Raw genomic sequence first — 24639 nt, 5'->3', positions numbered from 1 at the left:
CGCCTACCCCCGGCCGGTGGGCGGCCCTTGGACCGCGGGGGGCTCCGGCGCGGGCGGAGCCGACGCTGCGGGCTCACCGGACAGGGCCAGGCGGGCCACCACCGCGTCGGCGATCTCCTCGGCCCGCCCGGGTGACAGCCGCCGCTGACCGGCCGCCGCCAGCACGAGCGCCCGAACCTCGGCCAGCTGCTCCCGCGTCAACGGCGGCACCGCCACCGCGGGGACGGGCCGCCGGAACAGCCTCCGCAGCGTGCCCGTCACGCCTTGGGCGGCACGGTCCGCCGCAGCCGCCACCATTCGCTGGGCCACCCCGTCGAGGACCAGCCACACCACCGGCGTCACCAGGGCCGCGACCTCGCCGATGCCGAATCCCAGCGGCTCCCGCCGCCCGGCCCTGCCGCTCAGGCGCCGCACCACCGTCGCGTCGTCGAACCGCCGCAGTCCGTCCACGAGCGGCAGTTCCTCCGGTGCCAGGGCCTCGACCACCGAACGCACCAGATCACGTACGACGGCGTTCGGCCGGCCACTGCCGGGCACACCGGTTCCAGATCCCATTCGTCTCCCCCAGACGTACGACACCGTCCCGGACGAACTACAGCGGCCCGGGACTGTCCACTCTGGCACGGTGGATGACGGCGTGTCAGAACTTTGACGGCCAAGGTCCCCGCAGCCGCGTCAAGGCCTGCCGACGACACCCCGGAAAGTGGTTCGCAGACACCCGGCAACGGCTTCGGGCGGGGCCGGGCCGGGCGGTCAGGCTCCCGGGTCGCGCGGGGCGGGGCCGCGGCCCAGGCGCCGCCAGGCGATGCGGGCGCGCAGCCCGGGGCGGGCGGGGGTGTCGTCCTGGGGCCCGGCGGAGTCGTTCACGGCGGATCGAACCTGGGTGGCGGTGATGTCGCACCGGGCCAGGGCAGCCGCCAGGGCGGACTCCTCGACGCTCAGGAGCGCGAGGAGCAGGTGCTCGGTACCGCAGTGAGCGGTACGGCGGGACGCCGCCTCCCAGCACGCCCGTTCGAGCACGCCGCGGGCGCCGGCCGACATCCCCAGCGGCCCCGGGGTGGCCGCGGGCAGGACCGCCGGCGCGGGTTCGAGAGCGTCGTGGAGTTCCTGCGGGTCCACGCCGAGCCCGGTCAGGATCCCGTGGGAGCGGCCGTCCCAGGTGTCGAGCAGCCCCAGGGCCAGGTGCAGGGGTGCCTGCTCGGGCAGGCCGTTGAGCCGGGCGTGTTCCTGCCCGAGCACGACGGCCTTCCTCGCCTGCGCAGTGAAGCGTTCGAATGCGGGTGTGGGCGGCACCGAAGGATGATGCCACGACCCGCCCGGGCGAGAGCCTTGGGGAGGCGCAGCATCTCGGCACCCGGTCCCGTGTGGAGTCGACGCGGGCATCACCGTCCCGCGGCCAACTCAAGGGGCTCGTGGCACGTGCCGAGCTGCGGGCCCCGTCCGCGTACCGTGAAGCGTCCCGCGGATAATGGCCCGGGCCCCGCGGCCCGACCGCGTGGCGGGCCCGACGGAGAGGAGAGGGAACACATGACCTTGGAGGAGGGCCGGCGCGTCAGGCTGGTCGAGGACCTCGCGATCGGCGAGGCCGTCGCCGGGGAGCCGGGGACCGTCGTCGGGTTCCTCTCCCTGGGAGCCGGGGCCGAGGGCACCGTCGAACGCGTCGACGGGGAACTCGCGGAGCCGGAGGAGGTCCGCGAGTACCAGCGGCTCACCGCGCTGTTCCAGGACTACGGGCACACCATGCCGGTGGCGAGCCGCAGCCGGCTCGAAACGCAGATCGCCGAGCTGGAGCCGGAGTGGGTCGCGCACCGGGAACGCGGGAGCCGGCTGACGCTCCGGGTCCGGCTGGACAACGGCTTCGTGCTCGACGGAGTGCACCAGGATGTCCTCGTCCCGCTGTGAGCAGCTGCTGGCGGAGGTGCCGGGCGCCGGGGTCTCCTGGCCCGTCCGCCCGGCCAGCGGGCCCCGCGCGGCTGCCGGGGAACGGGGCAGCCGGACGGGGGCGGTCGACGGCGGAGGGCCCGATCAGTAGCGGGAGGTGACGGTCACTCCGCCGAAGGCCTGCTCGGCGTGGAGGCTGAAGTAGACGTAGCCGGCGGGCGGGTTGGTGATGGTGAGGGTCTCGGTGTTGCCGGCGTTGGCGGAGCGGGTGACGTAGCTGTCCCTGGTCGCCCAGCTGCCGTAGTCGTAGTAGAGGTCGGCGTTGCCGGTGCCGCCGCTGGTGCTGACGGTGATGTTCGGCGTGCCGGCCGGCACGTACAGGTAGAAGTGGGCGTAGTTGCCGGTGGTGGCGGCGACGTTGCTGCGCCGGCAGTTGCGGTCGAGGACCCGGGTGTCGGCGGCGGCGCACTCGCTCGCGGTGGTGATCACCAGGCTGCGGCTGGTGGTCGCCTTGGCGCCCTTGTCGTCGACGACGGTCAGGGTGACGGTGTAGGTGCCGGCGCTCTGGTACGTCTTGTAGGCCGTCGCGGCGGCGGAGGTGGTGCCGTCGCCGAAGTTCCAGGCCCGGGACACGACCGTGCCGTCCGGGTCGGTGGACAGGTCGTTGAAGGTGACGCTGCGGCCGTTGACGGAGGCGGTGAACGCCGCGCTGGGGGCCCGGTTGGCCGGCGGGACGGCAATGGCGCAGGCACCGGCGGCGCAAGCGGTGAGCCAGCTGTCGAAGTCGGCGTCGTAGCGGGTGCCGATGGTGGTCTTCAGCAGGGTGCGGGCGCCGTTCCAGTCCCCCGCGCGGAACTTGGCGAGGACCGCGTCCACGTCGGGGCGGTGCTGCTCCAGCATGTAGCGCACGGCCAGGTAGCCCCAGCGGTAGGTGCGCTCGGTGTCGGTGTTCTCGTAGGTGGTGTCGAAGAGGGTGCTGAGCCGGTAGGTGTGCAGGCCCGCCGCGGCGATCGCCGCTTCGTAGTCGACCTTGCGGTAGGAGTACGAGACGTACTCGGCGAAGCCCTCGATCCACCAGATGGTGGGGGTGGTCACGCCGGCGTCGAAGTCGCCGGCCATGTCGAAGCGGCCGTCGAGGTAGTGGGTGTACTCGTGGTTGAGGTTCCACACCTCGAACGCGGGCTTGGCCCCGGGCGCCTCGTAGGCGAGGAAGCGCGGCTGGTTGCCGGCCTTCTCGGGCTTGCCCTCCAGGTACATGCCGCCGTTGTCGGTGCTGATGCCGTAGATGGCCGCCGCGAACACCTGGTAGTCGAAGGGGCTGTCGAAGACGACGACCTCGATGGTGCTGTTGAGGTCACCGGCGACCGGGCCGCCGTCCTTGGCCACCGCGTGGAAGTAGGCGTCCTGGGAGGTCAGGCTGCGGCAGGCCGCGGTCAGGTTGTCCTGCGTCGCCTGCTGGGCGATGATCCGGATGCTCGGCGAGCAGGTGTACGTGGTCGCCAGGAGCCCGCTGCGCAGCCAGCCGGCCGCGTCGGTGGTGCCGTAGTAGGCGAGCTCGGCGGCGTCGTACTCGGCGGTCATCTCGGCGACGGCCGCCCACTGGTAGGCGGTGCGCCCGCTCGGCGAGCTCTGCTGGGCCAGGCCCTTGAGCAGGGGACGGACCTTCGGCTGGAGCTGGGCGTACTGGACGAAGCGGCCGAGCTCTCGGGTCGCGTTGTAGGGCAGGTAGCCGAAGTCGCCGCCGAACAGAGGGGCGTTGGCGGCGGCGAAGTCGTGGAGGGCGTCGAGCAGCGACGGGTCGGCCGCGACCGCCGCCGGGAAGTCGGCCAGCTGGTGGCCTCGGAACAGCACGTTGAAGACGCCGTTGACCGCGCCGGCCATGCCGTTGACACCGTTGTAGGTGGCGGGGTCGTAGTCGGTGAGGATGCGCTTGACGACCGGCAGGTAGCGGCTGTTCTCCTGCGCGCTGTCGATCAGGATGATCGCCTCGCCGAGGATGGCGGCGTTGGCGGAGGTCAGGTCGCGGGAGCGGGTGCTGGTGAAGAACGCGTCCAGCGTGCCACGGATGGAGTTCTGCAGGGTGATTCCATAGGTACCGACGACATCGGGGTGGTACCACTGCACGAAGTAGCCGGCGCGCAGGTACAGCACCAGCTGGGCGGCCGAGGTGCTGTTGTCGCCCGGATAGGCCGAGGCTGTGGAGCGCAGCGCGTCGGCCACGCTGACCATCTGGGCCTCGCGGAAGGCCCGGTAGCCGTCGTCGCCGGTGAGGCCGAACAGCTGGTTGACGCAGCTGGTGGTGGACGCCTTGATCTGCTGGACCAGTGCGCCGCCGGTCCGCGAGGTGAAGTCCGAGACGTTGCACGTGTCGGCGGCCGTGGCCGGGGGCGCCGCCGCGCCGCGGGACTTGGCGGCGGGGCTGGTGGTGGGGTTGGGGTCTGTGGTGGTGCCGAGGCCGAGGGACCGGGCGGAGGCCACCGCGTCCAGCGGCGCGGTGAACGGTGCCCGGTTCCTGGCCGGAACGGGAGTGCCGTGGTCGGCCTCCCTGGTGTACGGCGAGGTGCCGGCCGCGGGCCGGGGGGCGAGAGCCCCCGCGCCCGCCGGGGCGGGAGTCGCGGGGCCGGGGACGGGGGCGGGCGCGGCGTGGCCGGTGGGTGCGGCGTGGCCGCTGGGGGCGGCGTGGCCGCTGAGGGCGGCGTGGCCGCTGGGGGCGGAGACGCCGACCGCCAGACACAGCGTCAGGACGAGGGTCGACAGCCGTGCCAGTCGTGGCAGGCCGAGTATTCGGGTGGTACGCACGTGGGGGCCTCCGAGCCGTGGTCGGCCGCCGCTGGGGGTGCGGCGGCCGGGCGAGAGTGAGCCGTCGACGGCCGCACTGAATGCGCACCGTCAAACGGGTGGAACGTGGCACGTACAATTGCACACTTCACATTGCAGTGGAAGCCCCCGGGTGCGCGAACCGCGCTGCCCCGGCCGTCTGCTGAGTGGCCGTCACGGGCCGGGCCGGAACGGGCCGCAGGTCGCGGGCGATGCCTGTCGGCGGCTGCGTCTAGGGTGCCGTCGGTGGGAGCCCGCCCGGGCTCCGCCCTCCGACCGCCCATCGCCCTCCCCTGGAGACCGGAATGGACCACTTCGCCGCGACGGACGTTCCGGAGCCGGACGGCTGGGACGCCTGGCTCGCCCACGCGGACGCGCTCACCGCGGCCGACGACCCACGGGGCGAGGTGATCCGACTGGAGCACGCCTGCGACACCGCCGGCGGCGACCGGGCCCTGCTCGCCGCGGCCTACACCGACCTGGAACGACGCCTCGGCCTCGACGGCCTTCGCCAGGACGGTTCCTGGACGTTCACCTGGAGCCGCGGCCACCTCGACGGAGCGCGGTTCGACCTCGCCGAGCACACCCGACCCGACCGCCGGGAGCTGTCGACCGGCTCCTGGCCGACCACCCGCACACCACGGCCGCCGACCCCACCGACCCCGAACAGTGGGAAGGCGTACTGATCGACGCACTGCTCTCCCACCCCACCGCCGACCGGCTGCGCACCCTCGACCTGCGGCTCACCGACTACCACCACTCCGGCCGAGCACGCCGCCCGCGCACTCGCCGCCCGACCGCGCCACCGGCTGGAACACCTGCGCTTCGGCTACGCCTTCGAGCTCCTCTACGAGAACAGCACCACCTCGACGGGAGGCCGGATCGACCCCATGGACCACCACGGCAGCGGGCTCGTACGGACCGCCCCGTGGGACTCGCTCCCGGCCCTGCGCAGCCTGGACCTCGAAGGGGCCTTCCTCTTCGACTCCGTGGACCACGACGGCCTGACGCGGCTCCGCGTACGCGGCCCCGCGACCTGCGACGGCGCCGTCTTCGACCTCGGACGGACGCCGAAGGTCGACATCGAGGGCGCCGACGCCCGGGATATCGACCGCCTCGCCCCGGGGTTCGGCGCGCGTCCGGACGGTGCCTCCGGTCAGGGGGACGGCAACTGACGTCCGGCGCCCGGGGCGCGGTGCCACCGGAGCGCGTCCCGGGCCTGCGGGCATGATCACCCGTGCTGGCGGCCGGGGACGGCGGATGGCAGGATGACGGGCCGAGCGCCGGTTCCAAGGGGGATGACATGCGGCAACGGCTCAATCTGATCCTGCTCGGCGTGCGTGATGTCGCCGCCTCGGTCGCGTTCTACCAGGCGCTCGGCTGGCGGAGGTCGAAGGCCGGCTCCGACGAGTTCGCGCTGTTCGAACTGGGTGGGGTCGCGGTCGCGTTCCAGTCCCGGACGGCCTTCGCGGCCGACACCGGGCTACCCGACCGGGAGCCGGGCGGCTTCGCCGGCTTCGCCCTGGCGTACGTGGCGCGCAGCGCGGAGGAGGTGTACCGGGTGATGGCCAAGGCGGCCGAGCTGGGCGCCACCGTCACCCGCCCGGCCGGCCCGAACGCCTGGGGGCACAGCGGGTACTTCACCGATCCCGACGGCCACCTGTTCGAGGTGCTCCACGAAGACGGTTGGATCTTCGACGAGCACGACGATCTGGTGCTCTGACCCCTGTCCTCGCCCTGTCCGGGCAGTTCGGCGCCCCGGGGAGGCACGCGCCGTTGGCGCACCCGTCGCCGTCTGCGTCCCGCTCGGTTCGCCGGCGGGCAGCACGGAGGACACCGGGCCTCCGCACGGCGGGAGTTGCAGCGCACCCCGGGGCCCGGAGAGCACGAGGCACCCGCGTGACGCGTCCGCGAAAGTGAGTACGCGCACTCTGGTCCCGTGCCCGGTCGGGCCGGGAGGCTGGCGTCATGCGATCGAATCGACCGAGTCCCGTTCTGACCCCGGTGCTGTTTCTCGTCTCGGCTGCGGCGTGGGCCGCGTGGCTGGGCTGGGACCAGCACGACGACGTGCATCCCGACGGCTCACAGACGGGCCCGTACGAGGCGTGGCAGGTCATCGGGCTGGCGGTGACCTTGCTGGTGCCGGTCTGCTGGGCGGCCTCCCGGGGCCGCGTCGCGGATGCCGTCCTCGGCACCACGGCCGGACTGACCGCCGCGGCCCTCTACGACTGGGCCGACGACTCCTCCGGCCTGTTCCTGGTCGGCGTGGGCATGGTCGCGGTGGGAAGCCTGGTGGTGACGTCCGTGCTGTCCGCCCTGGTGGCCACCGCGGCCCGGGGCCGTGGAGGGCCCGCTCGGTGAGCGGCGCCCGACCGCCCGGCCCGTTGCCACGCCTCCGCGCGCACCGGGCGCACCGCGCGCACCGAGAAGCCTGAAAAGCCGTTGCCACCCGGCCGCCGCCCTGCTGGGATGCAGAGGTTTCGACGGCGGGAGGGGACGGCTTGGCGGTGTTCGGGTGTGCCGGCTGCGGTGCGGTGCTGACGGCGGCGGTGTCGCGGGTGGTGGTGCCGGTCCATCTGAGCGACTCCCACTGGGAGTCGCTGCACCCGCCGCTCCTGGAGGCGGGGACCTACGCCGTCGACCCCGAGCCGCACGGGCCGCCCTGGCGGTCGTGGGAGGAGCTCGGAGCGCGGGAGGCGGCCGCACGGGGCCTGTTCGTGCCCACCGGCCACCTGTCCGAAGGCCGACCGGGCAGCGTCCTGCTCGCGCCCGGGGACATGCGCGGCACTGCGCTGATTCCGGGGCGGACCGAGGGCCACTGCCTGGGGATCGACGGGAGCGGCGGACCGAACCTCGCCTGTCCGGGCTGCGGGCTGCCGGTGGGGTCGCGGATCGACGACTGCGGGGCGTGGCAGGTGGTCCGTCTCCTTCCGCAGGCCGTCGCGGAGCTGCCGGGCCCGCCGGAGCGGCCGATCCTGGACTGGGCGGACCTGGCGACCGACGGTGCGCTGTGGCACGGGCTCAGCGTGTACCGGGACATCCCGGCGGGCGTGGCTCTCGCCCACGTCGTGGTGGCGGCGAGGGGCGGTCCCGTCGAGGCGGCGCCCGGTCCGGTGGCCGATCTCCTCGGGCGGGCGCTCACCGCTCCCCGGCCGGGGGACCACGCGCTGCGGCTGGACGTGGCGGGGCCGGGGGTCGGCGAGCCGGCCGCCGACCTGGTGCTGGTTCCGGTCCATCCGCAGACCGGTGAGGTGTGGCCAACGGGCGGTGGCGCGGTGGCCGTACCCGTCGAGGCGGGGCTCTGGGCCGAGCTGGCCTTTCCGCGCTGGCGGACCCGACTGCCGGTGGTCGGTGGGCTGCCTCCGGGCGTCGAGCGGGACGATCCGCTGCCCCCGCATCCGCCGGTGCCGTTTCGGCCGTCCGTCGCGGCGTTCCGCCACACGCTCGCGCGGATGCCCGCCGTCCGGGAACCGTGGCTCCGGGCGATCCACGACCGCGGGTACTGACCGCCGGCCGGCCCGGCGCGCGGGCCCCGACGAGCGCGGTCGTGGCGCTGCGTGACGATTCGTCACCCCCACCCCGAACCTCTGCTGTTCCTCAAGTTCCTTGCTGTACTTACCACACGAACGCGACGATGATCGGTATGACTGGATTCCCGGGAGTGAACTCGAAGCACAACTACGTCCTGCTCATCCGGGACGCCGACACGGTCGCGGCGGCCCTGGGCCAGGCGCTGGCCGACGCGTCGCCCGAGGAGCGCCCGGGGCTGGAGCGGGCCGTCGCGCTCGTCGAAGCCACCGCCGCCGCCACCGGGACGCAGTTGCGCGCCCGCTGGGTCCGCGACCGGCTGGCCGCCGCCGGTTTCACCGGGGCCATCGACTCGGTCGCGGCGGTGCGGGCGCTGCGCCGGGCGGAGCCGAAGCTGAGCCTGCTGGCCGCGGTGCAACTGCAGAAGGACGCGGTGGCGGAGCCCGAGTAGCCCGCGGCGAAGATCACCGGCCGAACGTCCGGACCGCGGTCTGTCGCGGTAGCGGGCGAGCCCGGGTCCGGTGAGCGGGCGCGCGGACGCTCGTCACCGCCGGACGGTGGCCGAAGGCCCCTGCGCACACGCTCTGACGGGCAGCCAGCCGATCCGCCGGGAGGACGAGTTCACAGCGGGTTCACGGCGGGGCGGCGGAGTGGACGTGGGGCAGGAATTTCATTACGGTCTGTCGGCAAACCTGTTTTCCGGATCATCACCTCTTCAGGTGAATCCACCTGGAAGAAGGAGCTTGACCGTTGGCCTCTCACCGCCGCCCCAAGCAACCGAGCCGTGCACGGGTCGCCGTGCTCACCGGTGCCGCCGCGACCGCGGTCGCGCTCACGGCCCAGGTGGCCGCGCACGCCGCGCCCGCCCAGCCGAACAAGGACGAGGTGAAGGCCCAGGTCGACAAGCTCCTCGAGGAGCAGGAGCAGGCGGCCGAGAAGTACAACGGCGCCAAGGAGCGCGCCGACCAGCTGCACAAGCAGGCCGACCAGCTGCAGGACCAGGTGGCCCGCGGCCAGGCCCAGCTGACCGAGTTGGCCGCGGGTCTGTCCGCGGTCGCGGCCGACGAGTACCGCCAGGGCGGCGTCGACGCCTCCATGCAGTTGATGCTCTCCTCCGACCCTGACGCGTACCTGGCCCGGGCGTCCAGCCTGGAGCAGGCCGCCGGCACCCAGGCGGACACCCTGCGCGCCCTGAAGGAGCAGCAGCGCCGGCTGGACCAGCAGAAGCAGGAGGCCGCCGCCGTCCTCGCCGAGCTGGACCGCTCCACCCAGACGCTGAACGACGCCAAGAACGACGTGCAGCACAAGCTCCAGGAAGCACAGACCCAGCTCAACAAGCTGAGCGTCGCGGACCGGAACGCGATCCTGCGCGGCACCGACGCCGGCGGCACCGCCTCGCGCAGTTCCGCCCGTGTCGACCCGTCCACCCTGCCGGCGGCCGCCGGGTACGCCGCGACCGCGGTGCGGGTCGCCCTCGACCAGCAGGGCGACCCGTACAAGTGGGGCTCCGGCGGCCCGGACACCTTCGACTGCTCCGGCCTCATGGTCTACGCGTACGCGAAGGCCGGCGTCTCGCTGCCGCGCACCTCGCAGGAGCAGGCCACCGTCGGCACGAGCGTCGGCAGCGACTGGCACAACGCGCAGCCGGGCGACCTGGTCATCTACTTCGGGGACCGGCACCACGTCGGCATGTACATCGGCAACGGCCTGGTGGTCCACGCCCCGCACACCGGCGACGTGGTGAAGACGATGAAGGTCGACACCCTCCCGATCTCCACCATCCGCCGCATGTGACGCCCTCCTGCGGCGGCCCGGCGCGGGCGCCGGCCCCGCCGACGACGTGACGGCCCCGGTCCCGCCCCCTCTCGTGCGAGGGGGCGGGACCGGGGCCGGCCGTACGGTGGTGGCGGCCCGGTCAGCCGACGGGCAGCTCCCACAGCTGGTTGTCGAGGCCGTTGCAGTCCCAGATGCCCAGCGGGGCACGGTCGTTGGCGTTGAAGCCGAGGTTGTCCAGGCACCTGCCGGACTGCGGGTTCATCAGCCCGCCGGTGGCGGTCTGGACCCACTGCTGGTTCCCGCCGCCGTTGCACGTGTAGAGCTGGACGATGGTGCCGTTGGAGGTGCCGTTGTGCTTGACGTCCAGGCACTTGCCAAGGGCCATGATCCGGCCGTCCGACACGATCGACCACCGCTGGGCGGGGGTGTCGTTGCACGGGAAGATCTGGACCGGCGTGCCGTCGCGGTTGACGCCGTTGTCGACGTCGACGCACTTGCCGGAGAAGACACCGACGATCGGCCCGGTGACCGCGGTCGGTTGCGGGGGGAAGGTGTAGATCCGGGCCCCGCCGACGAACGTGCCGGGCCGGCAGGCGGCCGCGGACGTCCCGCTGCCGGTGACGGCGTTGCCGTAGACCGTGTACCCGGGATCGGGGACGGTGAAGGTGCTGCAGACCGCGTACACGTACCACCGCGTTCCGGCGTCCCTGGTACACGTCGCCGACACGTACGGGCCCTGCACCTTCGGAGTGCACCCGTCGGCCGCCTGCGCCGACACCGCCGCCTGACGGGTCTGCCCGCCAGGCGCGTCCTGGGCCAGCGCCGGAGCGGCGCCGAGCCCGGCCAGGACCATCCCCATCAGTACCGTCAACACCATGCGCCAGAACACCGGTTCGCCGGTCGTCCGTCCTCGCACGTCGTCCTCCCCTCGGTCGTGACCGGGCCACCGTCCGTGACCCGCTGCGCACCATCCTCGGCACACCCCGTACACGTCCGCGCATACGAACGCCCGGGCGTTCCACACACGCTGCCGGCCCCGCCGCACGCCGGCCGCACCGGCCACCCGGCCGCGGCCACACCGGCCGGCACCGCCCTCCCGCCCGCTCCCGTCCCACCCCTTCGTCTCAGAGGAGAACCGTGCAGCTTCGCGTCCTGGGCCCGCTGGAGACCCGCTCCGGCGACCGTGTGCTCCCCCCACCACGCCGCCTGGCCAGGGTGTTCTTAGGGACGGTCGCCCTGCGCGCCAACACCGCCACCCCTGCCGACCTGCTCACCGAAGCACTGTGGCGGGACGCCCCGCCCCGGTCCGCGGCCGCCAATCTGCGGCAGTACGCAGCCGATCTGCGCAGGCTGCTCACCGGGCCCGAACCGGACGGCCCGTGCCTGCGGTCGGCCGCCGGGACGTACACCCTCACCGCGGGCCCGAAGGGCCTGGACGCGCTCGCCTTCACCACCCTCGCCGAGGAGGGCCGTCACGCCCTGGCGGAGGGACGCGCCGGCGAGGCCGCCGACCGCCTCGCCCGCGCCCTCGGCCTGTGGCGCGGCCCCGTCCTGGCCGGGCTCCCGGTCCCGCCGGCCGTCCAGGAGCAGGCACGCGCCCTCGAGGACGCCAGGACCCGGGCCCAGGAGGACCACGTGGAGGCCCGGCTGGGACTCGGCCGCCATGCCGACCTGGTCGGCGAACTGCGCGTCCTGGTCAAGGAACACGCGTTACGCGAGCGGCTGTGGTGCCAGCTGATCCTGGCGCTGTACCGCTGCGGGCGCCAGCACGAGGCCCTGGACGCGTACCGGCGTCTGTACAGCCTGCTGGACGAGGAGTTGGGCGTCGGCCCCGGCGCGTCCAGCCGGGAGCTGCACCGGCGGATCCTGTGCGGCGACCCCGACCTGGACCTGCCCCACCGCGGCCCTCGCACCGGCTCCGGATCCGCGAGCGCCCCGACCGCGAGCACCCCCCGGGCTCCCTGGCAACTGCCGCCCGGGCAACAGCCGTTCGTCGGACGCACGGGTGAGCTGGCCGCGCTGTCCACGATCATGTCGGAGGTCACGTTCGCCGGCCCGTCCGTGCTGGTGGCCCTCACCGGGCCGGCCGGGGTCGGCAAGTCGGCACTGGCCCTGCACTGGGCCCACCGGGCCCGCGAAGGGTTCCCGGACGGATGCCTCTACGTCGACCTCCGCGGCTACGGCCCCGACCGGCCGCGCACACCCGACGACGTCCTCACCGAATTCCTGCGCGCGCTCGGCACGGAGGTGCCCGGGGACAGCGTCGGCGCGACGGCCGCGCTGGCCGGACGGTTCCGAACCGCCGTCAGCGGACGCCGCATGCTCGTCGTCCTCGACAACGCCCACCGCGCCGAACAGGTCAGGCCCCTGCTGCCCGGCGACTCCTTCGGCGTCCTGGTCACCAGCCGGGAGAGCCTCGGTGGCCTGGTCGCCCGCGACGGCGCCCGCCGCATCGCCCTGGACCTGCTCCCGCTCGACGACGCCGTACGGCTGCTCGCGGACCTGGTCGGCGAACGCGACGACGCGGCCCACACCACCCTCGCGCCGCTCGCCGAGCACTGCGCCCGGCTGCCCCTCGCGCTGCGCATCGCCGCCGAGCTCGCCGCCTCCCGCAGCGGTGCCACCCTGACCGAGCTGACCGCCGAACTCGCCGACGAGCGAGGGCGCCTGGACCTGCTCGGCACCGACCACGACCCGTTCGCCGACCTGCGCTCGGTGCTCTCCTGGTCCAACCGCCACCTGCCCGCGGACGCGGCGCGGGCGTTCCGGCTGCTGGGCCTGCACCCCGGCCGGCACGTCGACCACCACGCCGTCGCGGCACTGACCGGCTCCTCCGCCACCGAAGCGCGGCGCGTCCTGGACGAACTGCTGCGGGCCCACCTCACCCAGCTCATCGGCCCCGACCGCTACACCTCGCACGACCTGCTGCGCGACTACGCGCGGGAGCTCACCACGCGACACGACCCGGCCGCCGAGCGGAACGCCGCCCTCGAACGCCTGCTGGACCAGTCCGCGCACACCGCCGCGGCCGCCATGGAACTGCTCTACCCGTACGAGAGCGCCCACCGCCCGACGGTCGGCACCCCGGCCGTACCCGGACCCCGCCTGGACGGGCCCGACCAGGCCCGCAGCTGGCTCGACGCCCAGGGCGCCAACCTGCTCGCGCTCGCCGGCGCCGCCGCGGACGGCGGCCGGCCCGACCGGCTCACCACCCTCGCCGCCCTCCTCCACCACCACCTGCACGTGACCGGCCGGTACCTGGAGGCGCACACCCTGCACGGCCTGGCCCTGGCATCGGCACTCACCGAACAGGACCGCACGGCCGCACTGCTGCGGCTCGGCCTCACCGAGTACCGGCTCGCCCGCTACCCCGAGGCGATGGAACGCCTCACGGCCGGCCACGACGCGGCCGTCCGGCACGGCGACCGGCGCGCGGAGAGCACCGCCCTGCACAGCCTCGCCCAGGTCCACGAACGCCTGGGCCGGATGCCGGAGACCTTCGACCACCACCAACGGGCCCTGACCATCAGGACCGAGCTCGGCGACCGGCCCGGCGAAGGATCCTCGCTGGGCAACCTCGGCCTCGTCCACGAACGGCTCGGCCGGTACTCCGAGGCACTCGACCACTACCACCGCGCACTCGACATCCACCGCGCCACCGGCTTCCGCTCGGCGGAGGGCGACACCCTCAACAACATCGCCATCGTGCACCGCCAGTCGGGCCGCCTGGAGGAGGCCGCCACCCACCTGGAGGACGCCCTGCACATCTACGAGGAGATCGGCGACCGCGGCGGAGCCGGCGCGGCGCTGAACAACCTCGGGCTGGTCTGCGTCAACCGGCAGCACTGGGAGGCCGCCGGCCGCCACCTCGAACGGGCCCTGGAGATCCACCGGGCGATCGGGAGCCCCGCGGCCGAGACCGAGACCCTCAACATCCTCGGCCTGCTGCACCACGAATCCGGCCGCCACGCCGAGGGCTCGGCCTACTTCCGTCAGGCCCTGGCACTCGCCGAACGGATGGGAGAACCGGGCAGCGTCAGCAACGCCCACTTCGGCCTCGGCGAGACGCTCGCGGCCCTCGGCGACACCGAACAGGCACTCGCCCACTACCGGACCTCCCTGGACCTCGCCCGGTCCACCGACAGCCGCCCCGACCAGGCCCGCGCCCTCGCCGCATCGGCCCGCTGCCTGCACCGGCTCGCCCGACCGGCCGAAGCCCACGCCGACCGGCGCGCCGCCCGGGAGATCTACACCGAACTCGGCCGCCCGGAGGCCGACGCACTCGCCGACCCGCCCGGCGGGGGCCCGTGAGCCTCACGGCGCAGGCCGTGCCGTCGCGAGGAGGCGACGGCACGGCCCCCCGACAGCGGTCGACGCGGACCGCAGGGTCCCCACGCGGCGGTGTCCACCGCCGTCCGGAGCGGAGAGCGCGTCACGCCCGTCCGAGGCAGGAGAAGGACGCCCCACCGGGCGCTCACGCTCTCACCTCGACCTGCGCACCCGCACCGCGGAGCTCGTCGGCCACCGCCTGGGCGACGTCCGCCGCCACGCCCTCAAGCACGGTGGCCGGGAGCCGACCGATGAGCACCCTGCTCTGCCACAGGCTGCGTCCCGTCCGTCGACTGATCACCTTCACGACGTCGATGGCCCGCGGGCCCGGGTCGGTCAGCAGCACCTCGGTGGGAAGCTCGTCGCAGACCAGCCACACGTACTCGACCGTCACTGCCGGCTTCCGAGCCGCTGATCGGCCGCCTCGCCCGCGCCCCGGACAACCATGCGATCCTCCAGTCGAAGTCACCACCGGCAACGCCGAGTTCACCAAGGCTCTCACGCGTCGCCGTCATCGGCCTCGCGCAGGACTGCACGAGCGGTTGCGGCTGCGGATGCGGCTGCGGATGCATGGCGTGCCGGATCGGGGGCAGCCGAACGTCGACAGCGGATCCGACTCATGACCGGGAGGCCGACATGGTGCCCCTTCTTCTTGTGCTCCTCCTGGCCCTGCTCCTGTTCGGGGCGGGGTTCGCGCTCAAGATCCTCTGGTGGGTGGCGGTGATCGTGCTGGCGGTCTGGCTGATCGGGTTCGTCGCCAGGGGTACGCACCCGTCGGGCAGCCGCCACCGCTGGTACCGCTGGTAGGTCGGCCCGCACGGACCGTACCCGGCGACAGAACCTCGACAGGAGTCCGACGTGAAGCACACCAGCACGCCCCGCCAAGCCGCCGAGAGGGTCGCGGAGATCCTCGGCACCGACCTCGGCCGGGCCACGGACGCGGCCGCGCACCGGGCCGAGCAGACCTGGCACCGGCTGGCCCCTCGCCTCGACACGGTGGCGTCGGAGGCAGGACACCTCCGTGGCAGGGCCGTGGCCGCTTCCCACGAGGTGCCCGAGCGCGGCGCCGCCGCCCTGGCCGCGCTGCGCGGTCGGGTCGGCCGCGCGGACGTCGAGCGGGCCCGTCGGCGCCGCGGACGGCGGCGGGCCGGCTCCGTCGTGGCGCTCGCCCTGCTCGCTGCCGGCGGACTCGCGGCCTGGGCCTGGTTCCGCGAGCAGAGCAGGTACGACGAACTGTTCGACGAGACCGAGGGCCGGGGCCCCACGTCCGGGACGCGGGCCGAAGCCCAGCTCGACCTGAACTGAGCCCGGGGGCGCGTCCACCCCCCGGCGCCGCAGGACCGGGCGGCCGGACGCGCCGCCGCCCACCCGGTGCGCCTTGCGGACCGCCCACGCGAAACACCACGGCTGCCGCGGCTCCGGCTCCGGCCGGGTGCTCGCCTCGCGCCGCCGCGCGAGCTCCGGGGCGGACGGCGTCCCCGACACGCGGCCGGCCGTGGCGCTACGACGAGGTGGGGATCGCCAGCAGGAGGCCGCCGTCGAGGCGTTCCTGCATGTGCCGGCCGTGGGCGGCGCAGACCACGACCGTTCCGCCCTGGGCGTCCATCGCCAGGTAGGTCGCCGGTTCCCCGCAGGGGCCCTGGGAGCGGTCGTAGCCCCATCCCGCGCCGCAGGCGTGGCACCACGAGCGGCCGTCCTCGGCCTGGAGCGTCGGCCCGCACCGCGGGCAGATCCCCCACCACGCCGTGCAGGTGCCCGGCCCCTGGGCCGCGCGGACCCGCGCCAGCTTCTCGGCCGCGCTGCCGATCCACCGTGCGGCCTGCGCGAGGGCGTCGTCCACCGTGCCCGGTAGCGCTCCGCGCACTCCGCGGGGCAGGTCGGGCTGCTGCTTCAGCCGGTCCCGCATCGCGACGACGTCCCGCGCCAGCTCGTCGGCGCGGGTCTGCAGATCCCGCAACTGCGCAGGCGTCGGCTCACCGGCACCTCCGGTGCACTCCGCGTCCGTGAACAAACCCCTCACCCCCCGACCGGTCCGCCACGCGCGGGACCACCGGCACACCTCGGCCCGGCGCCCCACCGCAGGCGGCCACCCACCAGAAACATCGCGATCAAACCATGGCAATCACGCCCCGACAAGAGACGAAGGTCACGCAGCCGAACCGGGCGAACACCGCGAGCAACGCGATCATGCCCGCCCGTGAACCCCCCCCGGGGGGTATCCCGCCGTGGCCACCCCGGCGGGACGGCGGGGCGTGGACAGGTGCAGACACGAGTGAACAGTCCTCGCGTCCGGACGCACCTGGAATGTGGACAGCGTCCGGCCCGAGGCTGTGCGTCATGAGCGGTGCACGGCCGCGGACGGCGCAGGCAGCCGGGCTGCCACCGCAACCGTACGCACCGGCAACGGTGTTGACGCACAGTCGGGCGCCGTCGCCCCCCGGACGCACCGCCGGGACGCCGAACCACGCCTCGTTCCCCCGCCGAACGCGGCACGTGATCAAGGAAAGATCGAAGGAACCCCCGTGACGAACAACCGGAAGACCCACCGCTGGACCGCCGCCCTCGGCGCCGCCGCCGTGGCCGCGCTCGCCGTACCGGCCATCGCGTACACCCAGGACTCCGCCGAGCCGGCCGCCGCCACCGGCATCGACTGGCACGCCTGCACCGACGGCGACTTCAAGAACATGCAGTGCGGGTCGATCCGGGTGCCGGTCGACTGGTCCCGTCCCGACGGCGCCGGCCTCACCCTCTCACTGGTCCGCCGACCGGCCGACGACCAGGCGCACCGTCAGGGCACCCTGCTCCTCAACGACGGCGCGGGCGGCTCGTCGATCGAGCAGCTGCGGCTGGCGATGCACGTCGGCATGCCGAAGTTCGCCGGCGACATGACCCAGAAGTTCGACCTGGTCGCGGTGGACCCACGCGGGGTGGGGCACAGCACGCCGATCCGCTGCGGCGAGGCGCTCAATCCCGCCGGGATCACCCACTTCCCGCAGGACCAGGCCGCGTTCGACGCCCTCGTCGCCCACAACCGGGCGTTCGCCGAGGACTGCCGGCGCCGCAACGGCGAGCTGGTCGCCCACGTCGACCTGACCAGCACCGCGCGGGACTTCGAGGCGGTGCGCAGCGCGCTGGGCGAGCAGCAGGTGAACTGGTACGGCATCCACTACAGCACGCTCCTCGGGCGCACCTACGCCAAGCTGTTCCCGAACCGGCTGCGCTCCATGGTCTTCGACACCGCGCTCGACGACACCGGTGCGCCCCTGGACCGGATCACGCAGGAGGCGGCCGCCGCCGAGACGGCGTTCGACCGCTTCGCCGCCTGGTGCGGCACGTCCAAGGACTGTGCCCTGCAGGGCAAAGACGTCGTGGCCGAGTACGACGCCCTCGTGGCCCGTGCCGACCGCGAGCCGATCCCGACCGGCAGTGCGGCCCACGAGCCGCTGACCGGTGAGGACATCCGGGAGGCCACCCAGGACTTCCTCACCCTGTCCGGTCTGTCCTGGCCGGAGCTGGCGAAGGCCGTCGTCAAGGCCCAGGGCGGCGACGCCGGGGACTTCACCCACGATCCGGACGACACCCTCGACGAGGTCCAGGTGCAGGTGCCGGCCTGCCTGGACGGCGCGAACCCGGTGCACACCTTCGAGGAGCTCGCCCGGCTGCAGAAGGACCTCGCGCGGGTGTCCCCGCACCTGGGCGGCGCCGTGCGTTCGTACCGGGCGGTCGCGGGCTGCCTGGGCTGGCCGCTCCCGGCCGCGCCGGTGAAAGCGGGCGACCAGGTCCAGGGTGCTCCGCCCGCACTGATCGTGCAGTCCACCCGTCAGGCGCTGGCTCCGTTCCGGGCGGGTGCGGCGATGGCCGGGCAGCTGCCGGGCAGCGTGGTGCTCGGCCGTGAGGGGGACGACTACAGCATGTTCCTGCTGTCCCGGTGTGTGCAGGAGGCCACCAACCGGTACCTGACCACCCTGGCGCTGCCGGCGGCCGGCACCGTCTGCAAGGACTGACGGCCGGTCGGCCCGGCCCGGGCGGCCCGTTCCCCGGAACGGGCCGCCCGCAGGTCGTGTGGGAGAGGCTCAGCCGAAGTCGGGGATGGGGTGGTCCGGGGCGAGGGCGGCGGCGATGCGCTGGGCGATGGTGTGGGCGGAGTGGCCGTCCCGGGCGTTGCGGCCGCCGGTGGTCGAGACCGCGATGGCGAGGCGCTCGCAGGGGAGGTAGTCCTGGGAGGCGGAGTAGCCGAAGAACAACGGGTGTTGGGCGATCCAGCCGTTCAGCAGGATCACGCCCATGCCGTAGTGGGTGGCTGCGGTGTTCGCCAGGCAGATGGTCTCGGGGCAGGCGCTGGTCGGTGTGCCGAGCCCGACCGTCCCCGGGTTCAGCAGTTCCCGGTAGGCGGACGGGGAGAGCAGTTCACCCGAGCCGATGCCGACGGCCGAGCGGGCCAGGTCGCAGATGTCCGTGGTCTCGACGGCGCCGGGGGCCGTGGTCCAGGAGGGGTTCCAGAAGGTCGACTCCTCGTACGTGCCGCGGTCGGAGGTGAAGGCGTGCAGGACGGGGGACGGGATCTCCGGCGTGAAGCTGTTCCGGGTCTCGCCCAGGCCGAGCGGTCCCAGCACCTGCTGCCGGAGCAGGACGTCCAGCCTGGTCCCGGTGATCTTCTCCAGGGCGGCGCCGAGGACGACGAAGTTGGCGTGCGAGTAGTTCCAGTTGGTGCCCGGCGCGTACAGCCGGTCCCGCCCGGTCGAGATCCCCACCAGTTCCTCCGGCGTCCACTGGCGGAACGGGTCCGCGACGACGCTCTCGGCGAATCCCGGCGCCTTGACGTAGTCGACGAGGCCGGTGGTGGAGGCACCGAGCATGCGCAGGGTGATCCCCTCGCCGTGCGGCAGGTCGGGCAGCCAGCGCGAGACGGGGTCGTCGAGGCCGACCCGCCCCTCGTCGACCAGCCGCAGGAGCGCCGTGCCCATATAGCTGATCGCGATGTTGCCGTTCCGGAAGTGCATGGCGGGATCGGCCGGCACGCCCGTCATCGACTCGCCGAGCGCGGTCGTGACGAGCTCGCGGCCGTCGAGGGTGACCCGCAGGATCACCGACTTGAGGTCCATCTCCGACCTGGCCTGCTCGGCGATCCGCAGGACGTCGGCGGCCGGCCCGCCGTCCGGCCGTGGGGAGCTGACGCAGGGTCGGCGGTGGCCGCCGCCGGCCGTCACCGCCCCGCCGGCGGTCGTGACCGGGACGCCGAGGCCGATGATGGTGCTGATCGCGGTGACCGCGGCGAGGCGTGACAGCGCGGTCCTGCCGGTGAGAGTCATCCCCGCAGTATTGGGCCGTGCGGGCCCGGAGAGCGGCCGGGCGGACTGCGACCCGCGCGAAGATCACCCGTCGGGGCCCGGACGGCCGCCCCGGCGATCCGCTGCCGCGGGGACCGCAGGGCCGCAGGCCCACGGATGGCTCCGCCGGGGGTGTCCGTGGCGTCGACGCCCGGGCGGGACGGCACGGATCCCCGTACCGTGGGCCTCAGACGGGCGGCAGGCCGGCGTAGGTGCGGAGCTCCGCCCGGCGGTGCGGGATCCCGCAGCCGCGCAGGATCGCCAGGAAGTTGCCCCAGCGCCAGGTGTCCTCGCCGAGCGTGGCCAGGGCCCGGATCAGCCGCTGCTGGCCTTCGTCCAGCTCCGCGAACTGCGGCAGGCGGGAGGGGGGGTTGGGGCCCGAAGGCCAGCCGGAGGGCGGCTGCCGCCACCGGGAACGCGGCGGGCCCGGCCACCGAGGCGAGGCCCGTCGTCACCGCGTCGAGCGCCTCCGCCGGGTAGCGGTCGGCGAGTTGGGTGAGGGCCAGCGCGGCGAGCCCGCGCAGGTCGCCGTCCTGGAACGGGACGGCGAGCCCGTCCGGCTCGCACTCCGACTCCCCGGTCTCGACGGCGGCCAGTTCGGCGAGCACCGCCACCTCGACGGCGGATTCCGCCCGGGCGGGGCCGGACCCGGCGGCGCCGAGCCGGGCGAGGGCGACCGCAGCTCCCCAGCGCACCACCGGGTCGGGCGCGGCCAGGAAGGGCCGCAGCCGGTCGGCGGTCGCCGCGTCCCCGAGCAGCCCGGCCGCGACCAGCGCGGTGGCGGCGACCGCCGGGACCGTCTCGCGATCGGCCAGGTACAGCACCTGCGGAAGGGTCGCCGAGGCCTCCTCGGGGAACCAGGCCAGCAGGTGGGCCGTTGCGGCCCGTACGGCGGGGTCGGTGTCCGCCAACAGCGCGGCCAGCGCGGGTGCCTCCCGCCGGACGGCGTCGTACGCCGCCAGCTCGGCACCGGCCGCGGCGACCTGCCGGTCGAAGTCGAACGTGCTGCGGCGGAACTCGCGTACCCGGCGCTCCCGCTCGTCGGTGGCCTCGGCGACCCAGGCGTCGTACTCGGCGATCACCGCCGCCGGGTCCTGCGCCCGGAACTCCTCGATCCCGCGCCGCCACGCCCCGACGGCCACCCCGCCGGGGAGGTGCGCCTCGTCGTAGCCGATCGCCAGCGCCGCGAGCAGCTGCACGGCCTCCGCCCGGCCGGGCAGACCCGCGGCGGACGCGATCCGGGCCAGGAACGGCACGGCGAAGGCCGAGGCCTGGTAGCGGCTGCCCTGGTGGAAGATGTTGCCGTACAGGGCGTGCAGGGCCTTCCGGCGCCCCTGCGGATCCTCGCCGCACAGATCGCGGAGCAGGTCCGGGACATCGCCGGCGGCGCCGTAGGCGTGTTCCATGGCGGCCCAGTCGATGGCGTCCAGGCCCGCGAACACCTCGTCAGTGAGATCGGTGGGATCAGTGGGATGACTCGTCACGCCCCGACCCTCCCACGCCGCACCGACACGCCGTCGTGGTCGTCCCCCGCCGCGGGCGGAGCGGAGCCCGGTCCCGGCCTCGGCTCCGTACACTGGCGGGCATGGCATGCCGCATCAGTGAGCTGGTCATCGACGCCGCCGACCCCGAGCGGCTCGCCGCGTTCTGGAGCGAGGTCCTGGGCTACGTCGAACTCGGCCGGGAGGGCGACGGAAGCATCGAGATCGGGCCGGCCGACGCCGGCTTCGGTGGCCCGCAACCCACCCTCGTGCTCAGTCCCGCCACCGACCCGCGCGCCGGGAAGCTGCGCCTGCACATCGACGTCGACGCCACCGACCGCGACCAGGACGCCGAGCTGGAACGGCTCCTCGCGCTCGGTGCCAGGCGCGTCGACATCGGCCAGACCGGCACGGAGAGCTGGCACGTCCTGGCCGACCCGAACACTCCGGATTCAGTGTTCTGGAGTGACCCCCGGTGTCGACCGCCACCCTGACCCGTGACCTGCGGAATTCGTCCCCCTCTCCCGAGGGCATGACGACAGCAACCCTGCCCGGTACCGAGGGCACCGTGTTCTCTGGGCGCCTGCGGGGCGTCTCAGCTATCCGCCTGTCCGTGCTGACGGACGAGACCACCAGCCCCGAGCGGCAGCGTGAGGCCAACGAGCGCGCCGCGGAGATGCTGAACATCAGCTTTGGCGAGCGCGACGAACGCCGCGAGGCGGTCGACCTTGACGTGTCGGCCAGCAAGACCGCTCCGTGGGAACGTCCGGAGCTAGGTGTACTGACCCGTGAGGTTGGGAACGCGGCTGGCAGGTGGCTTGCCTGCGAGTGCGGTGTGTCCGCGGTGGTGATTGTAGGTGTGGAGCCAGGCGGGGTAGAAGCGTTCGGCGGCCCGCCGCAGCGGCCAGCCGTACGCAGCGGGCCAGGCGCAGGCGTCCGGTCTCGGTCAGCGGTGCGTTACGGTGTGGCATGAGGGCCTTTCTGGGTGCCGGTGCAGATGTCGCAATCCACACCGAGCCAGAAGGCCCTCACTCATTTCAAGATCACCACGCTGTGAGCCCTGTCACCAACCTCCGTGGTCAGTACATCTAGCCACCGGTTGAACTGATCCAGCGTCACCGTGTCTACATCCATCGCCATCTCATCTCTCTGCGACTTCTTGGCATCCGGAGCACTGCCCTCTCCGATCACCCGAAACACATCAACCACTCGAACGGGTGAACTAAAGCCATTCCGCTGTTGACCGAGTTGATCCGAGGTATCCCCCATGCCCCGCAAGCCCCGCCCCCCGTGCTCGGTCCCCGGGTGCCCCGAGCTGACCACGGGCGGACGCTGCTCGCGCCACCAGGCCGAGGCCGACGCGCAGCGAGGCACACCGGGCGGAAGCGCGTACGGCCCTCGCTGGCCCCGCATCCGTCGGGCCTACCTCTACGCCCATCCGTGGTGCGTGCTGTGTGCTCGCGTCGCCGTGGTCGCCGACCACTTCCCGGAGTCGCGTCGGTCGCTGGTCGCCCGAGGTGTGCCCGACCCGGACGCGTGGTCGCGTCTTCCTCCACTGTGTACGCAGTGTCACAGCCGTGAGACGGCCGTTCACCAGCCCGGAGGATGGGCCAGTGAGCGCGTTAAGCCTGTCCGAGGCCCTGACCTGCGGTGACACCCCAGGGGGGTGCCTCCCTCCCGGTGCCATAAGGCGCGGCAGGGAGGGAAAAGACTCTCGCCGCAACTGGACCCGTTTGCGCGGGTAGTTGACGACCAGATGTCGTCAACTCCCTTTCTTTATCTACCAATTGGGAGACCCACATATGGCACTGACCCTTGCCGAGTCCGCGAAGCTCTCGGAGAACGACCTCCAGCGGGGCGTCATCGAGACGTTCATTCAGCAGTCGCCGATCCTTGACCGGCTTCCGCTGATCAGCTTCGACGGCCCGGCCTACCAGTACAACGAGGAAGCCGCACTGCCCGGCGTCTCGTTCCGCGGTGTCTACGAGGCGTACCCGGAGTCCACGGGCGCGGTGAACCAGCGCACCGAGACACTGGCGATCCTCGGCGGTGACGCCGACGTGGACAAGTTCATTGCCACGACCCGGGGTGATCTGAACGACCAGCGCGCCATCCAGGAGACGATGAAGGTCAAGGCAGCGTCGATCCACTTCGCTGACCAGTTCTTCAACGGCGACACGATGGTCAACCCTCTCGGCTTCGACGGGCTCCGCAATCGGCTGATCGGACGTCAGGTAGTCGACGGAGCATCGGTCGGCCCGGTCGCCGGCGGCTACGACTTCTTCGACAAGCTCGACGCCCTGCTCTCCGCTGTACCGGGCCTGAACGGCAGCAACGGCGCGCTCTACATGAACGCCGCACTGATCGCCAAGGTCCGCTCCGGGTTCCGGCGGCTCGGCGGCTCCGAGCTGCTCACCGCACAGATCGACGGCAAGCACGTGACCATGTGGAACGGCGTCCCCATGTTGGAGCCCGGCCAGAAGCTCGACGGCACCGATGTCCTCCCGCTGACTGTTGGCACCGGCGGCAAGGAGACGGGTGACGTTTACGCCGTCCGGTTCGGCGGCTCCGAGGCCGAGGCCGGGGTCACGGGGCTGACCAACGGCGGCATCCAGGCCACCGACCTCGGCGAGGCCCACGACAAGCCCGTCTACCGCACCCGGGTCGAGTTCTACTGCGGCATAGCCATGTTCGGCGGCAAGGCGGCTGCCCGCCTCACCAATGCCCTCAACGGCTGAACCTGAGGGACCAAAACGGCCCCCGTCCCTTCCTCCCGCTGCGGGTGGTCGGGACGGGGGCCATTTGTGCTTGGTCAGCGGGTGGGGAAGCCGCGCCCCCATAGTTCCTCGACGTGTTCTGCAAAACGATCGAACATTCCGCCGTCCTGTGACCGGCGAAGGTGCATCATCGGAGAGTCGTGGCCAACCACCCGAGCCAGATGTGGAGTCACCAGGGCATCATTGTCGAATCGGAAGACCGAGAGACTCACGTGATTGGGTCCGTCATCGGGTGCGCTGAACCGAGCTTCGACACCCTCAACGCCGGAGAGCTTTTCGAGGTGCTCCAAGGTGATACGAATCCGGGTCGAGACAGTCAGCGCCACGCCTTCGATGCGCTCCCGCTGTCGAGTAGTGTCCGAGTCCGGGTCACCCAGGAGGAACCGGACCCTGCACCCGGCCTCTGCCTTGCGCCGTAGCGTCTGGTGTAGAGCGGGCTGCTCCAGCCACACGAAGTAGTTCGTGTAACCGGCCAGGAAGATGTCGTTTGTAGCATCGCCAATCAGCTGACCCCATACCGACGTTGGGCACGTTGAGCGGTACGGGTAGGCGGCGAACACCTCTCGGTCGTGTCCGGTCTTGATGTTCGCCCGGACAGCGTTGGGCCAGATCACTTGCTCATCAACCCCTAGAAGGCTCGTGAAGATCTTGCTGAGGGGCTGTCTGGCTGCGGGCCGGGCGGCCCCTTCTGGTTATGCGCTGGCGGGGGTGAGGTGCCAGGTG

23 protein-coding genes and 3 pseudogenes are annotated in these 24639 nt (G+C 73.0%); 15 read left to right on the top strand and 11 right to left on the bottom strand.

Annotation, left to right across the window (positions count from 1 at the left end):
* Positions 1 to 3 precede the first annotated feature (3 nt).
* Together ACIOFR_RS26765 and ACIOFR_RS26760 are read right to left on the bottom strand one after the other, a co-directional pair.
* Positions 4 to 555 carry a hypothetical protein gene (locus ACIOFR_RS26765; RefSeq protein WP_401001567.1) on the bottom strand — a complete coding sequence of 184 codons (552 nt, stop codon included), beginning with the start codon at positions 553 to 555 and terminating at the stop codon, positions 4 to 6.
* A gap of 198 nt (positions 556 to 753) precedes the next feature.
* Positions 754 to 1239 carry a Clp protease N-terminal domain-containing protein gene (locus ACIOFR_RS26760; RefSeq protein ID WP_401001566.1) on the bottom strand — a complete coding sequence of 162 codons (486 nt, stop codon included), beginning with the start codon at positions 1237 to 1239 and terminating at the stop codon, positions 754 to 756.
* A 288-nt stretch (positions 1240 to 1527) separates the two neighbouring features.
* Here ACIOFR_RS26760 and ACIOFR_RS26755 point away from each other — a divergent pair, with 288 nt between their 5' ends.
* A complete protein-coding gene (locus ACIOFR_RS26755; RefSeq protein ID WP_401001565.1) occupies positions 1528 to 1902 on the top strand; it encodes a hypothetical protein in 375 nt (124 codons plus the stop codon).
* A 123-nt stretch (positions 1903 to 2025) separates the two neighbouring features.
* On the opposite strand, the gene ACIOFR_RS26750 is transcribed toward ACIOFR_RS26755, so the two are convergent.
* On the bottom strand, positions 2026 to 4680 hold the full coding sequence (locus tag ACIOFR_RS26750; protein WP_401001564.1) for a collagenase: 2655 nt from the start codon (positions 4678 to 4680) through the stop codon (positions 2026 to 2028).
* 323 nt (positions 4681 to 5003) lie between these two features.
* Here ACIOFR_RS26750 and ACIOFR_RS26745 point away from each other — a divergent pair, with 323 nt between their 5' ends.
* The 7 genes from ACIOFR_RS26745 to ACIOFR_RS26715 all read left to right on the top strand — a co-directional run bounded on the left by ACIOFR_RS26745 (position 5004) and on the right by ACIOFR_RS26715 (position 10020).
* Positions 5004 to 5384 (top strand): hypothetical protein, encoded by a 381-nt coding sequence (locus ACIOFR_RS26745; RefSeq protein WP_401001562.1) that lies wholly within the window; start codon positions 5004 to 5006, stop codon positions 5382 to 5384.
* Between the two features lie 204 nt (positions 5385 to 5588).
* On the top strand, positions 5589 to 5873 hold the full coding sequence (locus tag ACIOFR_RS26740; RefSeq protein ID WP_401001561.1) for a hypothetical protein: 285 nt from the start codon (positions 5589 to 5591) through the stop codon (positions 5871 to 5873).
* A 128-nt stretch (positions 5874 to 6001) separates the two neighbouring features.
* Positions 6002 to 6421 (top strand): VOC family protein, encoded by a 420-nt coding sequence (locus tag ACIOFR_RS26735; protein ID WP_401001560.1) that lies wholly within the window; start codon positions 6002 to 6004, stop codon positions 6419 to 6421.
* Between the two features lie 245 nt (positions 6422 to 6666).
* Entirely contained in the window at positions 6667 to 7059 is a 393-nt protein-coding gene (locus tag ACIOFR_RS26730) for a hypothetical protein (protein ID WP_401001558.1), read from the top strand.
* 146 nt (positions 7060 to 7205) lie between these two features.
* Positions 7206 to 8204, top strand: a complete 999-nt coding sequence (locus ACIOFR_RS26725) for a hypothetical protein (protein ID WP_401001676.1) — start codon at positions 7206 to 7208, stop codon at positions 8202 to 8204.
* A 137-nt stretch (positions 8205 to 8341) separates the two neighbouring features.
* Positions 8342 to 8677, top strand: a complete 336-nt coding sequence (locus tag ACIOFR_RS26720; RefSeq protein WP_401001556.1) for a hypothetical protein — start codon at positions 8342 to 8344, stop codon at positions 8675 to 8677.
* Positions 8678 to 8976: 299 nt separating this feature from the next.
* Positions 8977 to 10020 carry an NlpC/P60 family protein gene (locus tag ACIOFR_RS26715; RefSeq protein ID WP_401001555.1) on the top strand — a complete coding sequence of 348 codons (1044 nt, stop codon included), beginning with the start codon at positions 8977 to 8979 and terminating at the stop codon, positions 10018 to 10020.
* 121 nt (positions 10021 to 10141) lie between these two features.
* Here the strand turns inward: ACIOFR_RS26715 and ACIOFR_RS26710 are convergent, their stop codons facing one another.
* Positions 10142 to 10918, bottom strand: coding sequence for a ricin-type beta-trefoil lectin domain protein (locus tag ACIOFR_RS26710; RefSeq protein ID WP_401001554.1), 777 nt, complete (start codon positions 10916 to 10918; stop codon positions 10142 to 10144).
* Positions 10919 to 11217: 299 nt separating this feature from the next.
* Here ACIOFR_RS26710 and ACIOFR_RS26705 point away from each other — a divergent pair, with 299 nt between their 5' ends.
* Positions 11218 to 14313: a tetratricopeptide repeat protein gene (locus ACIOFR_RS26705; RefSeq protein ID WP_401001553.1), complete on the top strand. Its 3096-nt coding sequence runs from the start codon at positions 11218 to 11220 to the stop codon at positions 14311 to 14313.
* A 163-nt stretch (positions 14314 to 14476) separates the two neighbouring features.
* Here ACIOFR_RS26705 and ACIOFR_RS26700 read toward each other — a convergent pair whose 3' ends face one another.
* Positions 14477 to 14725 (bottom strand): ribosomal protein L7/L12, encoded by a 249-nt coding sequence (locus tag ACIOFR_RS26700; RefSeq protein WP_401001552.1) that lies wholly within the window; start codon positions 14723 to 14725, stop codon positions 14477 to 14479.
* 242 nt (positions 14726 to 14967) lie between these two features.
* Here ACIOFR_RS26700 and ACIOFR_RS26695 point away from each other — a divergent pair, with 242 nt between their 5' ends.
* A complete protein-coding gene (locus ACIOFR_RS26695) occupies positions 14968 to 15138 on the top strand; it encodes a hydrophobic protein (RefSeq protein ID WP_401001550.1) in 171 nt (56 codons plus the stop codon).
* A 51-nt stretch (positions 15139 to 15189) separates the two neighbouring features.
* Positions 15190 to 15636, top strand: coding sequence for a DUF5324 family protein (locus tag ACIOFR_RS26690; RefSeq protein WP_401001548.1), 447 nt, complete (start codon positions 15190 to 15192; stop codon positions 15634 to 15636).
* Positions 15637 to 15832: 196 nt separating this feature from the next.
* Here the strand turns inward: ACIOFR_RS26690 and ACIOFR_RS26685 are convergent, their stop codons facing one another.
* On the bottom strand, positions 15833 to 16288 hold the full coding sequence (locus ACIOFR_RS26685) for a hypothetical protein (protein WP_401001546.1): 456 nt from the start codon (positions 16286 to 16288) through the stop codon (positions 15833 to 15835).
* Positions 16289 to 16853: 565 nt separating this feature from the next.
* On the opposite strand from ACIOFR_RS26685, the gene ACIOFR_RS26680 reads away from it, so the two are divergent.
* Positions 16854 to 18335 (top strand): alpha/beta fold hydrolase, encoded by a 1482-nt coding sequence (locus ACIOFR_RS26680; RefSeq protein ID WP_401001545.1) that lies wholly within the window; start codon positions 16854 to 16856, stop codon positions 18333 to 18335.
* Between the two features lie 69 nt (positions 18336 to 18404).
* On the opposite strand, the gene ACIOFR_RS26675 is transcribed toward ACIOFR_RS26680, so the two are convergent.
* Together ACIOFR_RS26675 and ACIOFR_RS26670 are read right to left on the bottom strand one after the other, a co-directional pair.
* Positions 18405 to 19640: a serine hydrolase domain-containing protein gene (locus tag ACIOFR_RS26675; RefSeq protein WP_401001543.1), complete on the bottom strand. Its 1236-nt coding sequence runs from the start codon at positions 19638 to 19640 to the stop codon at positions 18405 to 18407.
* Positions 19637 to 21142 (bottom strand): hypothetical protein, encoded by a 1506-nt coding sequence (locus tag ACIOFR_RS26670; protein WP_401001542.1) that lies wholly within the window; start codon positions 21140 to 21142, stop codon positions 19637 to 19639. Before ACIOFR_RS26670 ends, ACIOFR_RS26675 begins: the two co-directional genes overlap by 4 nt.
* 101 nt (positions 21143 to 21243) lie before the next feature.
* On the opposite strand from ACIOFR_RS26670, the gene ACIOFR_RS26665 reads away from it, so the two are divergent.
* Together ACIOFR_RS26665 and ACIOFR_RS26660 are read left to right on the top strand one after the other, a co-directional pair.
* Complete coding sequence (locus ACIOFR_RS26665) at positions 21244 to 21633, top strand: VOC family protein (protein ID WP_401001540.1); 390 nt, start codon at positions 21244 to 21246, stop codon at positions 21631 to 21633.
* A gap of 38 nt (positions 21634 to 21671) precedes the next feature.
* A pseudogene (locus ACIOFR_RS26660) lies at positions 21672 to 21917 on the top strand (recombinase family protein); the annotation flags it as partial.
* Here ACIOFR_RS26660 and ACIOFR_RS26655 read toward each other — a convergent pair.
* Together ACIOFR_RS26655 and ACIOFR_RS26650 are read right to left on the bottom strand one after the other, a co-directional pair.
* Positions 21912 to 22016, bottom strand: a pseudogene (locus ACIOFR_RS26655) (IS481 family transposase); the annotation flags it as partial. The pseudogenes ACIOFR_RS26660 and ACIOFR_RS26655 overlap by 6 nt on opposite strands.
* Positions 22017 to 22110 (bottom strand): annotated as a pseudogene (locus ACIOFR_RS26650) (IS481 family transposase); the annotation flags it as partial.
* Positions 22111 to 22941: 831 nt separating this feature from the next.
* Here ACIOFR_RS26650 and ACIOFR_RS26645 point away from each other — a divergent pair.
* The gene (locus ACIOFR_RS26645; protein WP_401001538.1) at positions 22942 to 23877 is read left to right on the top strand and encodes a major capsid protein; all 936 of its coding nucleotides are present in this window, start codon (positions 22942 to 22944) and stop codon (positions 23875 to 23877) included.
* Between the two features lie 74 nt (positions 23878 to 23951).
* On the opposite strand, the gene ACIOFR_RS26640 is transcribed toward ACIOFR_RS26645, so the two are convergent.
* Positions 23952 to 24530 carry a DUF5919 domain-containing protein gene (locus ACIOFR_RS26640; protein ID WP_401001536.1) on the bottom strand — a complete coding sequence of 193 codons (579 nt, stop codon included), beginning with the start codon at positions 24528 to 24530 and terminating at the stop codon, positions 23952 to 23954.
* Between the last annotated feature and the right edge of the window lie 109 nt (positions 24531 to 24639).

The organism is Kitasatospora sp. NPDC088346 (assembly GCF_044740765.1).
Classification (GTDB): Bacteria; Actinomycetota; Actinomycetes; order Streptomycetales; family Streptomycetaceae; genus Kitasatospora.
The sequence above is the reverse complement of the archived record's forward strand: the minus strand, read 5'-3'. Positions and strand labels throughout refer to the sequence as shown.

Coding starts and splice junctions, on each gene's coding strand:
- ACIOFR_RS26735 (WP_401001560.1), top strand. CDS start 6,002: ATGCGGCAACGGCTCAATCTGATCCTGCTCGGCGTGCGTGATGTCGCC.
- ACIOFR_RS26720 (WP_401001556.1), top strand. CDS start 8,342: ATGACTGGATTCCCGGGAGTGAACTCGAAGCACAACTACGTCCTGCTC.
- ACIOFR_RS26765 (WP_401001567.1), bottom strand. CDS start 555: ATGGGATCTGGAACCGGTGTGCCCGGCAGTGGCCGGCCGAACGCCGTC.
- ACIOFR_RS26665 (WP_401001540.1), top strand. CDS start 21,244: ATGGCATGCCGCATCAGTGAGCTGGTCATCGACGCCGCCGACCCCGAG.
- ACIOFR_RS26695 (WP_401001550.1), top strand. CDS start 14,968: ATGGTGCCCCTTCTTCTTGTGCTCCTCCTGGCCCTGCTCCTGTTCGGG.
- ACIOFR_RS26745 (WP_401001562.1), top strand. CDS start 5,004: ATGGACCACTTCGCCGCGACGGACGTTCCGGAGCCGGACGGCTGGGAC.
- ACIOFR_RS26645 (WP_401001538.1), top strand. CDS start 22,942: ATGGCACTGACCCTTGCCGAGTCCGCGAAGCTCTCGGAGAACGACCTC.
- ACIOFR_RS26755 (WP_401001565.1), top strand. CDS start 1,528: ATGACCTTGGAGGAGGGCCGGCGCGTCAGGCTGGTCGAGGACCTCGCG.
- ACIOFR_RS26740 (WP_401001561.1), top strand. CDS start 5,589: ATGGACCACCACGGCAGCGGGCTCGTACGGACCGCCCCGTGGGACTCG.
- ACIOFR_RS26730 (WP_401001558.1), top strand. CDS start 6,667: ATGCGATCGAATCGACCGAGTCCCGTTCTGACCCCGGTGCTGTTTCTC.
- ACIOFR_RS26675 (WP_401001543.1), bottom strand. CDS start 19,640: ATGACTCTCACCGGCAGGACCGCGCTGTCACGCCTCGCCGCGGTCACC.